Source organism: Acinetobacter sp. B51(2017), assembly GCF_003711395.1.
GTDB lineage: Bacteria > Pseudomonadota > Gammaproteobacteria > Pseudomonadales > Moraxellaceae > Acinetobacter.
Window position 1 is genome coordinate 25,472 of sequence record NZ_PJRJ01000026.1, and the last position, 13,767, is coordinate 39,238.

The 13,767-nt window shown below is 41.2% G+C and carries 14 protein-coding genes and 1 pseudogene; 6 read left to right on the plus strand and 9 right to left on the minus strand.

What is annotated here, in order from left to right; all coding sequences use genetic code 11:
• The first annotated feature begins 74 nt into the window (after positions 1–74).
• Entirely contained in the window at positions 75–767 is a 693-nt protein-coding gene (locus CYK47_RS11775) for an HAD family hydrolase (protein ID WP_122902001.1), read from the plus strand.
• 45 nt (positions 768–812) lie between these two features.
• Here CYK47_RS11775 and CYK47_RS11780 read toward each other — a convergent pair whose 3' ends face one another.
• From CYK47_RS11780 to CYK47_RS11805, 6 genes are all read right to left on the minus strand, one after another.
• Entirely contained in the window at positions 813–1,538 is a 726-nt protein-coding gene (locus CYK47_RS11780; RefSeq protein ID WP_171407324.1) for an amino acid ABC transporter ATP-binding protein, read from the minus strand.
• Between the two features lie 8 nt (positions 1,539–1,546).
• Complete coding sequence (locus CYK47_RS11785; RefSeq protein ID WP_122902005.1) at positions 1,547–2,230, minus strand: ABC transporter permease subunit; 684 nt, start codon at positions 2,228–2,230, stop codon at positions 1,547–1,549.
• A complete protein-coding gene (locus CYK47_RS11790; protein WP_122902007.1) occupies positions 2,230–2,976 on the minus strand; it encodes an amino acid ABC transporter permease in 747 nt (248 codons plus the stop codon). Before CYK47_RS11790 ends, CYK47_RS11785 begins: the two co-directional genes overlap by 1 nt.
• Positions 2,977–3,028: 52 nt before the next feature.
• On the minus strand, positions 3,029–3,955 hold the full coding sequence (locus CYK47_RS11795) for a transporter substrate-binding domain-containing protein (protein WP_122902009.1): 927 nt from the start codon (positions 3,953–3,955) through the stop codon (positions 3,029–3,031).
• A gap of 218 nt (positions 3,956–4,173) precedes the next feature.
• The gene (locus tag CYK47_RS11800; protein WP_122902011.1) at positions 4,174–4,707 is read right to left on the minus strand and encodes a hypothetical protein; all 534 of its coding nucleotides are present in this window, start codon (positions 4,705–4,707) and stop codon (positions 4,174–4,176) included.
• A gap of 9 nt (positions 4,708–4,716) precedes the next feature.
• The gene (locus CYK47_RS11805) at positions 4,717–5,394 is read right to left on the minus strand and encodes a DUF421 domain-containing protein (RefSeq protein ID WP_122902013.1); all 678 of its coding nucleotides are present in this window, start codon (positions 5,392–5,394) and stop codon (positions 4,717–4,719) included.
• A 169-nt stretch (positions 5,395–5,563) separates the two neighbouring features.
• Here CYK47_RS11805 and CYK47_RS11810 point away from each other — a divergent pair, with 169 nt between their 5' ends.
• From CYK47_RS11810 to CYK47_RS15720, 3 genes and pseudogenes are all read left to right on the plus strand, one after another.
• Positions 5,564–6,592 (plus strand): molecular chaperone DnaJ, encoded by a 1,029-nt coding sequence (locus CYK47_RS11810; protein ID WP_122902015.1) that lies wholly within the window; start codon positions 5,564–5,566, stop codon positions 6,590–6,592.
• Positions 6,593–6,704: 112 nt separating this feature from the next.
• Positions 6,705–6,893 (plus strand): annotated as a pseudogene (locus tag CYK47_RS11815) (endonuclease domain-containing protein); the annotation flags it as partial.
• A 401-nt stretch (positions 6,894–7,294) separates the two neighbouring features.
• Positions 7,295–8,248 carry a hypothetical protein gene (locus CYK47_RS15720; RefSeq protein WP_252150277.1) on the plus strand — a complete coding sequence of 318 codons (954 nt, stop codon included), beginning with the start codon at positions 7,295–7,297 and terminating at the stop codon, positions 8,246–8,248.
• A 47-nt stretch (positions 8,249–8,295) separates the two neighbouring features.
• On the opposite strand, the gene CYK47_RS11825 is transcribed toward CYK47_RS15720, so the two are convergent.
• Positions 8,296–11,190, minus strand: a complete 2,895-nt coding sequence (locus tag CYK47_RS11825; protein ID WP_122902019.1) for a valine--tRNA ligase — start codon at positions 11,188–11,190, stop codon at positions 8,296–8,298.
• A 156-nt stretch (positions 11,191–11,346) separates the two neighbouring features.
• Here CYK47_RS11825 and CYK47_RS11830 point away from each other — a divergent pair, with 156 nt between their 5' ends.
• Together CYK47_RS11830 and CYK47_RS11835 are read left to right on the plus strand one after the other, a co-directional pair.
• Positions 11,347–12,006 (plus strand): hypothetical protein, encoded by a 660-nt coding sequence (locus CYK47_RS11830; RefSeq protein ID WP_122902021.1) that lies wholly within the window; start codon positions 11,347–11,349, stop codon positions 12,004–12,006.
• Positions 12,007–12,016: 10 nt separating this feature from the next.
• Positions 12,017–12,823, plus strand: a complete 807-nt coding sequence (locus CYK47_RS11835; protein WP_122902023.1) for an SDR family oxidoreductase — start codon at positions 12,017–12,019, stop codon at positions 12,821–12,823.
• 47 nt (positions 12,824–12,870) lie between these two features.
• Here the strand turns inward: CYK47_RS11835 and CYK47_RS11840 are convergent, their stop codons facing one another.
• Both CYK47_RS11840 and CYK47_RS11845 read right to left on the minus strand, forming a co-directional pair.
• A complete protein-coding gene (locus tag CYK47_RS11840; RefSeq protein ID WP_122902025.1) occupies positions 12,871–13,311 on the minus strand; it encodes a YbjQ family protein in 441 nt (146 codons plus the stop codon).
• A gap of 3 nt (positions 13,312–13,314) precedes the next feature.
• On the minus strand, positions 13,315–13,662 hold the full coding sequence (locus CYK47_RS11845; protein WP_122902027.1) for a YbjQ family protein: 348 nt from the start codon (positions 13,660–13,662) through the stop codon (positions 13,315–13,317).
• Positions 13,663–13,767: the final 105 nt, after the last annotated feature.

A 13,767-nucleotide genomic window follows, 5' to 3' on the forward strand; every position in this document is an offset into this window, starting at 1 on the left:
ATTTTTTAGCTCAGTAGGGTGAGGATTGAGATGCCACGATATGCTAGATTAAATCTTATTTAGGCTGACTTTATATGCAAATTCAAGCCGTTTTATTTGATTTGGACAATACCTTAACCCATCGTGATCAAAGTGTGCAGGCCTATAGCCGGCACTTGGTAGAACATTATCAGAATAATATACAGCCCGATGCTTTGGACACTGTGATAAACATTATACGTCGCATTGATAATGGCGGTTACCCCAAGCCTGAATTACTCACGCATGCCAGTATTGCAGCATCGGTAGGTTATGCTTTACAGCAACAACTGAACTGGAACAGTATGCCTGAGCTTGAAGCCTTGATTGCGTTTTGGTTTCGCCATTTTGCCCGTTTGGCTGTCGCCATGCCAGGGGCTGAGCAGCTACTACAGCAACTAAAAAGCCAAAATTTTAAATTGGGTATTATTTCCAATGGTGGTCATCAAACCCGCCTGAATATTTTACAAGGATTGGGGTTTTTAGATTATTTTGATATGGTGCATAGTTCAGAATTAGTCGGGATTCGTAAGCCACAGCCAGAAATTTTTATTCATACTGCAACGTGTTTGGATTTAGCGCCACAGCAGTGTGTGTTTGTGGGTGATCATCCCATCAATGATATGCAAGGTGCACAAGGGGCGGGGATGTATGCGCTATGGTTACAAGGTTTTCATCACAGTCAACAGCTGCTTGATGTACCAAAAATCAGCCAGTTGGATGAAGTTTGGCACTATTTATCAGTATAAACTTTCTTTGCTACAGCGATGCAGGGTGAGATTGGCACGTATCGTTTAATGTAAAATTTTCTCTAAAAAATGTTGTGCGCGTTCGCTGCGTTGCGTATTAAAGAAATCATCTTTAGAGCAATCTTCAATAATCTTGCCTTGATCCATAAAAATCACCCGATTGGCGCCTTGGCGGGCAAAGCCCATCTCATGCGTTACACACATCATGGTCATACCTTCTTTGGCTAGTTCCACCATCACATCTAACACTTCATTAATCATTTCAGGGTCAAGCGCTGAGGTGGGTTCATCAAACAGCATGGCGATGGGGTCCATACTTAAAGCGCGAGCAATGGCAACGCGTTGCTGCTGACCCCCTGAAAGTTCAGCGGGGTATTTTTTGGCATGTTGGCTTAAACCAACCCGATCTAAATAGGCCAAGCCTTTTTTCTCAGCGTCAGCTTGACTACGTCCTAAAACTTTGACTTGGGCAATGGTGAGATTGTCTTGAATACTCAAATGCGGAAATAATTCAAAATGTTGAAACACCATGCCCACACGGCTACGTAATTGGTTTAAATTGGTTTTTGGATCTTTTAAACGCATGCCATCCACCACAATATCGCCTTGTTGGAAGGGTTCTAAGCCATTGACGGTTTTAATTAAGGTGGATTTACCCGAACCTGAAGGGCCACACACCACCACCACTTCACCTTGGCGAATTTGCGTGTTGCAGTCGGTGAGGACTTGGAAGTTGCCATACCATTTGCTGATGTTTTGAATATCAATCATGACGTCTGTCATACACGTAACCTTTGTTGCAGTTTTTTCACCAAGAATGTTGCGAGCATACTCACAGTAAAGTAGACCAAACCGGCAAATAAAATATATTGAGTCAGCAGTGACATCAGGTCACCACGTACATAATTGGTTCTAAAGAAATCGAGTAAACCAATGGCATACACCATGGTGGAATCTTGAAATAAAATAATACTTTGCTGCAATAACAGCGGAGTCATTTTACGAAAGGCTTGCGGCAAAATAATGAAACGCATCGATTGCCCATAGTTCATGCCTAAGGCTAAGGCAGCAGCACTTTGCCCTTTCGGAATAGATTGAATACCAGCACGCACGATTTCGGCAAAGTACGCGGCTTCAAATAGCATAAACGCCACAATACTTGAAACCAAGGCGGTATCAATGGTGAGGTATTTACCCGTCACACCGGTATAAATAAACGGTACGGCAAAGTAAAACCACATTAATACCAAGAGCAATGGAATCGAGCGAAACAGATTGACATAGCTTTGCGCAAAGAGGTTTAAAACTTTACTCGAAGATAAACGCATCAGCGCCAACAACGTGCCAATAAAAATCCCGCCTACGGTAGCAAACAGCAGCACTTTTAAGGTGATGCTAAAGCCATGCCATAGGGCAGGGTAAGACGCGTGTAAGTCGGTTAAAAATACAGTGAGCCAATCCATTATTTTGACCCTCCTGCCATGAGCCCTGGAATACGTAAGCGTTTTTCCAATAGGTTCATGCCTTGAATCAGGCAGATGTTAATTACAATAAAGACAAGGGTGACGTAGGTATAAATTTCTATGGTGTTTTGGGTATATTCGCTGATGGTTTTCATTTGCGAGATAATTTCAGCCACACCCACCAAAGAAGCAATCGAGGTGTTTTTAACGCAGTTAGTGAGCTCTGAACTTAACGGTGGCAAAATCATGCGAAAGGATTGCGGCAAAATAATATAGCGATAGAGCTGAAAGGTGCTAAAGCCCATCGCATAGCCGGCATTAATTTGACCCCGCGGTAAAGCTTCAATCCCTGTACGGACTTGTTCACAGACGCGTGCAGCAGTAAATAAACCTAAACCGACACTGGCTGAAATGAGGGCTGTGGTATTGGCACCTAAATCATTCATCCACCAACTTTTAATCGCATCGGGTAAAAAGTTAGGCACCACGTAAAACCAAATAAATAACTGAATCAGCAACGGTACATTACGAAATAAAGTCACATACGCTGTACCTATGCCGCGCGCAGTTTTACTGGGTAAGGTCCGCATAATGCCCAAAATACTGCCTAAGACCAGCGCAATACTCCATGCCACAAGCGCAATCACAAACAGCCAGCCTAAGCCAGTGATCAGCCAATCGAGGTAGGTGCTGTCACCGACGCCTGTGGTTTGCCAGAGTACACCCCAATTCCAACTATAATTCATAGGCTCTCCTTATACTTTGAAGCCAAACGCTTGGCTTCAAAGTAGGCAAAAATTATTGATCACGATCATGTGGATTGGAGATTAAAGCTTTAACCGCATCTGACATAGGGAAGTTTAAGTTAATGTTTTTAGGTGGAATTGGCTGTTCAAACCATTTTTTATACATGTCGTTGATTTGACCTGAAGCATACGTGGCTTTAATCGCATCATCGACCACTTGCTTAAAGCCAGTATCACCTTTACGTAACATACAGCCATAGACTTCTTGAATTGGCGCCGTACCGACAATCACCCATTTATTAGGATCTTTGGCTTTAGATTTTTCACCGGCCAATAAAATATCATCCATCATAAACGCAGCAGCACGTCCGTTTTGTAGCATCAGGAACGATTCAGCATGGTCTTTGGCAGAAATGACCTCACCAATGCCCAGTTCTTTTTCATGTTGACGAATATAGCGTTCTGATGTGGTACCGGCAGTGGTGACTAACTTTTTGCCTTTGAGATCAGCAAAATCTTTCACGCCAGAATCATTCGCGGTGAGTAAACGTGAACCGACTTGGAAGAAGCCGACCGAGAAATCTACTTGTTGCTGACGTTCTTTGTTGTTGGTGGTTGAGCCACATTCTAAATCCACTGTTCCATTAGACACTAAAGGAATACGATTTTGACTAGTGACTAAGTTATAGCGAATTTTTAGGTTCGGATTATTGAGTTCTTTTTTCAGTGCTTCAACTACTTGCAGTTGTAAATCGTGGGCAAAACCCACAGGTTGATTTGGATTATCGGCAATGTAAGAAAATGGAATGGATGAGTCACGGTAACCCAGCACCACAGTGCCTGATTGTTTGATTTTGTCTAAAGTGCCTGAGCTTGGTGCAGCATTGCTATTGGCAGTATCTGTTTTAGGGGCTTGATCATTGCTACACGCGCTTAAACCCAAGAGTAAAGCACTGGCACAAAGGACTTTTTTTAACATGGTTATTCCTCTATTTTTGTATAATGGTTTCGATTTTTATAATGTTGCAACATAGAAAATAACTGCTTAAAAATGCAGCTTTTTTGCATCTTAATCGAGATCAGATCGTAAGCTCAAGCACTATTTTTCGGCAAATTTAAGCTGTAGCGTCATTGTTTATTGGCTTAAACAGGTTTTGCTGCATCAGCAGATAAGCAAAGCCTATGCCAAGCTTTGGCTTAAACTTTGGTTTTGATATAATATTGTTCAATGTTTTGAATAAGTTGCTCACTGAGTTTTAAAATCTCTTGGCTATGTACGACCAAACGTTGTTGTTGCTTTAATTGCTGCTTTGGATTGTGTAAATACTGCGCCAAAATTTCTTCGGCATGAAACAGTTGAAAGGCCAGTTGATTGAGTAAATCGTCATAAATTTGACTATGCACAAAAATATGCAGCTCTTTAGCAAATACAGGCACTAATTCTAGATACTCACTTTCTAAGTGATGCAGAATATGCTGATCTTGCTCAGGATGCGCGAGGATTTGTTGAATGAAATCTTGGCTATAACGCTGAATGCGGTACAGTGTGGGTAAGAGCGTGACAAAGTATTTTTGTTTTTGTAGTTGCTCAACTGCTAAATCACGTTGTTGCTGTAAATGATTTAAATACAAAGGTACACACACCGCCACAAAAATCGCAATCACCGAACCGACCGCCTGTACCCAAGCGGCTAGTTCTTGATTAAAAATTAAATCGGCTTGAGTGGGCATAGCAACTCCTTAAGTGATCCGTAACGTATTCATCGCTTCAGTCCATTTATGGCAACCACAGCGTACACATGGCGTTTGTGCGGAACTAAGCGTAGTAATAAAGCCGCAATAGGTGCAGGCATATTGCACCTCAGGCTGCACTTGATAGACGATTTGAGCTGCTTTGGGAAACAGCGGCAGGCCATGGCGCACTTGTTCATCGGGATAAAATAAAATACTAAACTTGCCATCGGTTTCGAGCAGACCCACGCGCACTTGACCCAAATGTTCGACGCCTTGTTGGCGCATTTCAGCAAAGAATTCGTCATGCGACATTTTACCGCGTTGAATTTTGTCGAGCACCAACATGCCATCTTCAACCACATATAAAGATTTACCTTCAATTAAATCCTCAAAGGGTTGGTATTTCATCATTAGCCAAGTGGTCAGGCGATACATGATAATCACCACACTCATCACCAACACCGCTTGTAAAATTGGCAGCTCTTCATCAAACATGGGATCGCCGGCAATTGAGCCAAGCGCCAATAAAATCGCCACTTCAAAAATCGACAGTTGACGCACCCCGCGTTTTCCGGTTAAGCGTAAAAACAGGATAATTAATATATACATCAGCACACAGCGCACCATAATTTCAAAGACAAATGCCAGTGTGGTGTCGTGAATAAATAGCTGCGCCAGATCCATGCCTTAAACTCTTTCTTGTTATCGCTTTACTCTAGCAAGTTGAAGTTATTTAAGTTTTACTGTTTTGTGAAGTTTTAAGGGCTGTTTGCGAATACGAAAAAAACTGGGGATAGTGTGTTGAATGCAAGCTAGGCATAATAGTCACATTGTGCTTTGTGTTAGATCGTTTATGTCATTGTTGCCTAAAACCACCGCCCCAACTGTGTTGGAAGTTTCTCCGCAGCATAGAAAACTGAATCGTTTAATTGATGAAATTGAACAGCAAAAGGCATTGCTCGCTGCATGGCAACAGGCGCAAGACCAGATTCGTGCCTATAGCCAAAAGGCAATAATGCCTGCTTATCGTGATTTATATACCACGCTGTATGAACAGATGCAGACCTTATGGAATAGCTTAACGTTGTATCGTTTGAGTAAAACCGATACAGCGACTGTTGAAGATAAAATTCAAGCCCTTGCGCGTTTATTGCAAGGCTCTCGAATGCTAAATCAACAGCAGAGCGATGAAGTTGACAAGATGTATGGCTATTATCAGCAGGCGAACGAGTACGCGAAGAAAAAGTCCAATAAGAAAGAAACGTCTTTTGAAGCGCCTGAAAATAAAGATGCAAAAGTTGACGATGAGTTTGAAGATTGGGACAGCGATCAATATCAACAAGCAAAAGAACAAGCCAAGCTCAAACGTCAGCAAGACAAACTTGTTCAAGCTGAGAAGATGGTGAATCAATCGCTAAAAACCGTGTATTTAAAAATTGCCTCGATTATTCACCCTGACCGTGAGCCTGATGAAGCTAAAAAAGCAGAAAAGACCGAGTTATTACAACGTGCCAATGAGGCTTATGAACAGGAAGATTTATTCTTTTTACTCAAACTTCAGCTTGAAGTTGAGCAAAGTAAAAACGGTTCAAATAAGGGTTTAAGCACCGAGCAAGTTAAGTTTTATCAACAGGCTTTAGAAGCACAAAGCCAATCGTTAAAAAAACAAATTCAGGAATTGATTGATTCGCTGGTGTGGTCGAATAAAGCCAAAATTGCGGTGCAAAAATCAAAAGGGCAACTCAATATTGAGCAATTGTATAAGCAGATTGATGCAGATGTGTCGGCGGTGAAGCAACAGCTTAAAGCGGAAAAGCAAAGACTCATGTATATGGGGAAAGAGAGTGGGTTAGAGATGTTGTTGGAACATGGAGTGCTATAGACCCTCACCCCAACCCTCTCCCATAGGGAGAGGGGGTTACATTCCACAAGTAATTTAATAATGAACGTTCCCTCTCCTTTAAGGAGAGGGCTAGGGAGAGGTAATAAGAAAAATGATAAACCCAAAATTATTAGAATTCGCGCGAAACATGCGCCATTCTGCCACTGATGCAGAAAGTTTGATGTGGCAGATTTTACGTGCAAGGCGTTTTATGGATTTAAAGTTTATACGCCAGCATGTGATCCAACCTTATATTGTGGATTTTTACTTTCATGAAATTGGTTTGGTGATTGAGTTTGAGAGTAAATAAAATTGAGAAATCATAAAAAACTTGATTTTTAAATTTTGATTGCTATTATTAAATATAGGTGTCCACCTTACTTACACACGAGTAAAAAAGACAAAAATCTATTTTTATATTGAATAGTCTATTCTTCTTAATGTTTTCTTTATTTTGTTTCACTATTAGATTCAAAAGTTTAAACGTGTGTCCAAATTTGATTCTAAGAAACAACTTTAAGGATAAACATCTCTACGATCAGCGCATTAGCTTTTGAAATACAGCAAACTACTAAATTTCATGATATTGAGATTAAACGTTCTTATATAAATGAAATAGTTGCAGCACTTTTTGGATTTAAAACTTTTAATAGTCTAAAACTAAGTTCTTACCCAATTTTTACAGATTCAATCGATGACCAGTTGGATGGAGAGTTATTTGAAAATCGCTGTGAGGAATTAAACGTCTCAATTGCACTAGCACCTTTTTTTCAAAAGCATCTTTCAAATTATCATTTTTTATATTTAACAAAAGAGGAAATAAGTCAGCTTGTTAGACATGCTTTGGATGATGATTCACTGCATGACAATGTTTTAGAACGGCTGAAAAAAACCTTTACAGAGTTTCCTCAGGTTTCTATTTATCCATATTTGATTGCACAATTTTATAGTGATTGTGAAAGTGATTTTGATAAGCAGAATAAAGATATGAATTATCTTTATCATAAATATTTGCAAGGTAAAGAAATTAGTCCAACTTGGAAAGCAAGCTTAGATAATTTTATTAAAGAAAAAGAACGTAATGATGAATATAAAGATAACTATATAAAGTATTTAAAAATTGCTGCTGATTTAGGAAATTTTCCCGCTCAGTTAGAACTTTATCAATTTGGAGATAATGATCATTGCGTTGATGACGACGATTTTGATGAAGATATGTATGACTATAGTCATTCAAATTATCCATCAGATATAGAATTGGAATTAGCAAAGCGTGGTAATGAAGAGTGTCTAAGAGATATATTTGATCGAATCGTCTGTGATGGATTCGATGAAATCAAAGAATTAAAAGAGAATGATTTGATTGAAGCTTGGAAATGGCAAAAATTTGCTTATTATTTTGGTCATGATTTAGCTCAAGGTAATTACAAGACAGAAGCAATATATGATCAGGGCAATATTTTTGCATGCGAAAGTGGTCGTCATGATATACATTTGCCAAAATTAACATTAGAGCAAGAAAATATAGTCGATCAAGAAGTAAATAAATTAATTCATTTTTATGAAAATTTAAATGAATTCAGTTTTACTCGTTATTTAGATGATTCTTCTTATATCAATTGGGAGGATGAGGATTTGGATTGGGAAGAAGAGTAAATAGAAATCCCCTCAAATGAGGGGATTTTTTTGAATCAAACTACACATTAAAGCGCTGCAATCTGCTCCATATTCGCTTTAATCTTCGCTAACTGATCAGCAAATTCAGCAAGTTTTACTTTCTCGCCTTCAACCACAGCCGCAGGTGCTTTCGCTACAAAACCTTCATTCGCAAGTTTAGTTGCAATTTGGTCATGCTGTTTTTGAACCTTGTCTAAGTCTTTTTGTAGACGACCCAATTCCGCTTTAGGGTCAATTAAACCCTTCATCGGAACGAATACAGACACATGACCGACTACAGAAGAAGAAGACAATGGTGGTTGTTCAGCATCCGCTAGGAAGGTAATGCTTTCAACTTTTGCCAATGCTTTAAATAACGGTTCAATACGTGCGATTTGCGCTTTTTCCACCTCAGTTGTGTTTTGAAGCAGAACAGGCAACAAGCGCGCATTACCTAGACCCATTTCACCACGGATGTTACGTACCGCACCAATCAAACCTTGCAGCCATTGCATATCAGCTTCAGCTTGGTCATTCATTAACGCTTGGTCAGCAACAGGGTATTGTGCCAGCATAATGGTTTCGCCAGCCAAACCAAGTTTAGGTGCAAGCGTTTGCCAGATTTCTTCTGTCAGGTACGGCATCAATGGATGCGCTAAACGTAACGATGCTTCCATTACAGAAAGAAGAACACGACGTACTTCAGCTTTACGCTCTTCAGATACGTTTTCGTCATTCAGAACAGGCTTCGTCAGCTCTACATACCAGTCACAATATTCATTCCAAATGAACTCGTAAATGGCTTGCGCAGCTAAGTCTAAACGATACGTTGCAAACGCAGTTTGCACCGCAGCAGTCGCTTTTTGTAGACGGCTTACGATCCATTGTTCAGGCAATTCCCAAAGATCAGGACGTGCAGTTTGACCAACCGTTTGACCTTCGACATTCATCATCACGAAACGTGTACCGTTCCAGATTTTGTTGGCAAAGTTACGGTAACCTTCAACACGTTTCATGTCGAACTTAATGTCACGACCTGTGTTTGCAAGCGCACAGAATGTGAAACGAACTGCGTCTGTACCGTAAGATTGAATCCCTTCAGGGAATTCTTTACGGGTTGATTTTTCAATCTTCGCCGCTTGTTTCGGGTTCATCAAACCTGTTGTACGTTTTTGTACTAAAGTTTCAAGATCAACACCGTCAATCAAATCGAGTGGGTCAAGTACGTTACCCTTAGATTTAGACATCTTCTGACCTTCGCCATCACGTACCAAACCGTGTACATATACAGTTTTAAACGGTACTTGAGGCGTACCATCTTCATTTTTCATGAAGTGCATCGTAAGCATAATCATACGCGCAACCCAGAAGAAGATGATGTCGAAACCAGTTACCAACACATCAGTCGGGTGGAACGTATTTAAGAAGTAGTTTTCTTTATCTTTCGCTTCGTCACCCGTCCAACCTAACGTTGAGAATGTCCAAAGACCCGATGAGAACCATGTATCCAATACGTCTTCGTCTTGGTTCAATTCAACTTCAGGTGCAATACCGTTTTTCGCACGAACTTCGTCTTCGTTACGACCCACGTAAACATTGCCTTCAGCATCGTACCAAGCAGGAATACGGTGACCCCACCACAATTGACGCGAGATACACCAGTCTTGAATGTTGTTCATCCACGCCATGTACATGTTGCTGTATTGTTCAGGGACAAATTTGATGTCGCCATCTTTTACAGCTTTGATTGCAGGTTCAGCAAGCGGCGCAATTTTCACATACCATTGGTCTGTTAATAATGGCTCAACGATCACACCTGAACGGTCACCGCGAGGTGGTTTCAATGTGTATGGTTGAATTTGGTCTAACCAACCTTCAGATTCCGCTTGTTCAACTAACTTTTTACGAGCTTCAAAACGTTCTAAACCAATGTAGTCCGCAGGTGCAGGAATAGTTTTAGAAATTTGCTCGCCCGCTTTCGCGATGTATTCAAACTCAGCCAATACTTCAGCATTTTTGTTGAAGATGTTGATGATTGGTAATTCGCAGCGTTTACCTACTTCATAGTCATTGAAGTCATGCGCAGGGGTAATTTTTACACAGCCTGTACCAAATTCTTTGTCTACATATTCGTCTTTAACGATAGGAACTGCACGACCTGTAATTGGTAGGATGATGTTTTGACCTACAAGGTGTGCATAGCGTTCATCATCAAGTGCAACAGCAACCGCAGTATCACCGAGTAATGTTTCAGGACGCGTGGTCGCTACAACGATGTGATCTTTACCATCGTGGGTGCGAAGTGACTTATCTTCAAAGAAATATTTGAAGTGCCACAGTGAACCTTGTTCTTCTTTATCAGACTCAACTTCTAAGTCAGAAAGGGCAGTTTGTAATTTTGGATCCCAGTTAACAAGACGTTTACCACGGTAGATCAAACCATCTTCATGCAGTTTTACAAACACTTCTTTCACAGCATTTGATAAGCCTTCATCCATGGTAAAGCGTTCACGTGACCAATCTACAGACGAACCTAAACGACGGATTTGACGGGTAATGGTACCGCCTGATTGTTCTTTCCATTCCCAGATTTTGTCGATGAACTTTTCACGACCAAGATCATGACGGCTAATGCCTTGTGCACCCAACTGACGTTCTACAACCATTTGCGTTGCAATACCTGCGTGGTCAGTTCCTGGTTGCCAAAGCGTGTTAAAACCAGACATACGCTTATGACGCGTCAGGGCATCCATAATGGCATTGTTAAAACCATGACCCATGTGCAAGCTACCAGTGACGTTTGGTGGCGGAATCATGATACAGAAAGACTCGCCTTTTTCAGACGGTTTGAAGTAACCACGCTCTTCCCAAGTTTGGTACCATTTTTTCTCGATCTCGGTCGGATCGTAGGTTGTCGCGATATTTTGCGCTGAATCAGTCATAGTTCGAACAGATCAAAAGTGGATAAAAATTGTAAGCATTGTAGCAAAAAATCTTAAGCTGCGGGATTTCGCAAAATCAAAGTTTATGCAATTGGCATATCGCAGCACTTCGCCTATGCTTAACACATAGCTTTAGAACAACAATAAGAGGTCAGTATGGATGACATGGTGCAACTGAATATACAACCCACCACCTATCGACGATTTTTAGAATTGCAACAACTGTTAAATCTTGGCCATCCAGACAGTTTGGCCCAGCCTGTGGGGGAAAATTTAGCTGAGATTGCATGTCAAATTGTCGAGCAAGTATTTGGTTATTTAAGCCAAATTTCTGCTGAGCAACAGCACTTTGAATCTGAACACACCGTGGAGCAGATTATTGCCACGATTCGTAAACATCTGCCGTGGTCGATGCAATTATTAAGTAATGAGCGCTTAACACTATTAATGAATGATTTAGCCGCGATGACCTCGGTGCATGATGGACAAACATGGCTTCATTATCCGATTGCGCCAGCACTGGCCCGCAAATTTACAACGCAATGTCAAAATCTTAGCGATGACCCAACAAAAGTTCCTGCAGCCTTTGCCACTGTGGTTGAGATTATTGATCAAGGGGTGACTCAGTTGGTGCGTCGACCTAAACAAAAGCTTAAGTTTAATTTTGTGGTCGATAAAAGTTTAGCGGGTGTGATTGGACTGACCACGCAGATGGGTTATAAACGCTTAGAAAAAATGGCCAAACAGTTAACACCTGAACAAGCTCAAGCTTATTTACAACATTTTTTAAAATTTATTCAAATTAATACGCCTTAAGGATGACATGATGACAACACAGCAGAACTTGGCAGATCAAGTGGTATGGATTACGGGTGCATCTTCAGGTTTAGGTGAGGCATTAGCCAAAGCCTTTGCAGCACAAGATGCACAGGTGATTTTAACTGCACGCCGTGTTGAGGTGCTAGAACAAGTGCGACAAACGCTTAAATCGCCTGAGCGACATTTAGTGGTCGCGGCGGATGTCACCAATGAAGCAGATGTGCGGCATGCCTATGCCACGGTGCTAGAGCAAAAAGGGCGTATTGATTATTTAATTAATAATGCAGGTTTAAGTCAGCGCGCGTTGATTCAAGACACCACAATGCAGACTGAACGTGCGATTATGGAAGTGGATTACTTCTCGCAAGTGTTTTTCACCAAAACCGTATTACCCACTTTTTTAAGCCAAAAAAGCGGTCGTATTGTGTTTATTTCTAGTGTAGCAGGCTTATTGGGTACCCAATACCGCGCCACGTATTCAGCCGCCAAAGCTGCGATTCATCTATGGGCCAATAGCTTACGTGCCGAAGTCGCAGAGTATGGGGTTCAAGTTTCGGTGGTATTTCCAGGTTTTGTCAAAACCAATGTGTCTTTTAATGCTTTAAATGGCGAGGGTAAACCGCAAGGCCATCAAGACAGTGCGATTGAAAATGGCTTAGATGCCGATGAATTTGCGCAAACTGTGTTACAAGCTTTAGCTGAAGGACAAGAGTACGTGGTGGTTGGTGGATTGAAAGAAAAACTCGGGGTATTAGTCTCGCGTCTGTCACCTAAGCTGTTATATAAAATGATTCGTAAAACCAAAGTTAAATAAAGCGATTGGCCCTCTCCTTATATTATAGGAGAGGGTTCAGGACAGGTCTATTGATCTTTTTGAATGGCGGTCCCATAAGCAAAGACTTCGATCATACTGCCTTGCATGCCCATTTCAGTGGTGCTTAAACGTAAGCCCATAATATGGCTTGCGCCCATTTTTTCGGCTTCTAATTTTAAGCGCACCAAGGCCTCGCGCCGTGCACGTTCTAAAATGCTTTCATAACTGTGCAAGCGTCCACCAAAGAAATTTTGAATGCTAGCCAGTACAAACTTAAAGTAATCATGTGAAATCACCAAATTACTACTGACCAAATGCCCTTGATGAGGACTGCTGATAAAGCGTTGACTATCTGTAGTGATATACGCCAAACGCGCTTCATTGGCTGCAAGTTCTGCTAAATGTTTACGTTCGTTATAACGGCCAAAGGTAAAACCGACAATAAATAACAGCGCAAACACTGCGAGTTGGAAAATAAGATTTTCCATAGTTTAACTCGTAAATGGGTCAGGCAGTTTTGCAGTCATGGGTTCCACCACCACTGCTGTACCATAGACAAATAATTCTGAGGCACCTTGAGCAATATTGGAGGTCGAAAAACGAATGCCAATCACTGCATTAGCCCCCAAACTTTGTGCTTTGGCAATCATGCGGTTCATGGCTTCTTGGCGTGATTCTTCTAACAGTTCGGTATAAGCGGTGAGCTCACCACCAACAATATTTTTAAGACCTGCGAGCAAGTCACGTCCGACATGTTTACTGCGTACCGTACTGCCATAGACCACATCAATTTGTCGGCTGATTTGATAGCCCGTAAGCGTCCGCTGAACACACCTTATGAATTCATCCTATAAGCCTTAATTTAGTCCCCACTTAAAAACAAGTGGGGACTAAAATTTATGACTATAAATCACCAGACATCCATCGCATCTCTTGCGAAAAAA

Excerpts from the sequence above, each read along its gene's own strand:
- CYK47_RS11775 (WP_122902001.1), top strand. The coding sequence starts at position 75 with ATGCAAATTCAAGCCGTTTTATTTGATTTGGACAATACCTTAACCCAT.
- CYK47_RS11780 (WP_171407324.1), bottom strand. The coding sequence starts at position 1,538 with ATGATTGATATTCAAAACATCAGCAAATGGTATGGCAACTTCCAAGTC.
- CYK47_RS11785 (WP_122902005.1), bottom strand. The coding sequence starts at position 2,230 with ATGGATTGGCTCACTGTATTTTTAACCGACTTACACGCGTCTTACCCT.
- CYK47_RS11790 (WP_122902007.1), bottom strand. The coding sequence starts at position 2,976 with ATGAATTATAGTTGGAATTGGGGTGTACTCTGGCAAACCACAGGCGTC.
- CYK47_RS11795 (WP_122902009.1), bottom strand. The coding sequence starts at position 3,955 with ATGTTAAAAAAAGTCCTTTGTGCCAGTGCTTTACTCTTGGGTTTAAGC.
- CYK47_RS11800 (WP_122902011.1), bottom strand. The coding sequence starts at position 4,707 with ATGCCCACTCAAGCCGATTTAATTTTTAATCAAGAACTAGCCGCTTGG.
- CYK47_RS11805 (WP_122902013.1), bottom strand. The coding sequence starts at position 5,394 with ATGGATCTGGCGCAGCTATTTATTCACGACACCACACTGGCATTTGTC.
- CYK47_RS11810 (WP_122902015.1), top strand. The coding sequence starts at position 5,564 with ATGTCATTGTTGCCTAAAACCACCGCCCCAACTGTGTTGGAAGTTTCT.
- CYK47_RS11825 (WP_122902019.1), bottom strand. The coding sequence starts at position 11,190 with ATGACTGATTCAGCGCAAAATATCGCGACAACCTACGATCCGACCGAG.
- CYK47_RS11830 (WP_122902021.1), top strand. The coding sequence starts at position 11,347 with ATGGATGACATGGTGCAACTGAATATACAACCCACCACCTATCGACGA.
- CYK47_RS11835 (WP_122902023.1), top strand. The coding sequence starts at position 12,017 with ATGACAACACAGCAGAACTTGGCAGATCAAGTGGTATGGATTACGGGT.
- CYK47_RS11840 (WP_122902025.1), bottom strand. The coding sequence starts at position 13,311 with ATGGAAAATCTTATTTTCCAACTCGCAGTGTTTGCGCTGTTATTTATT.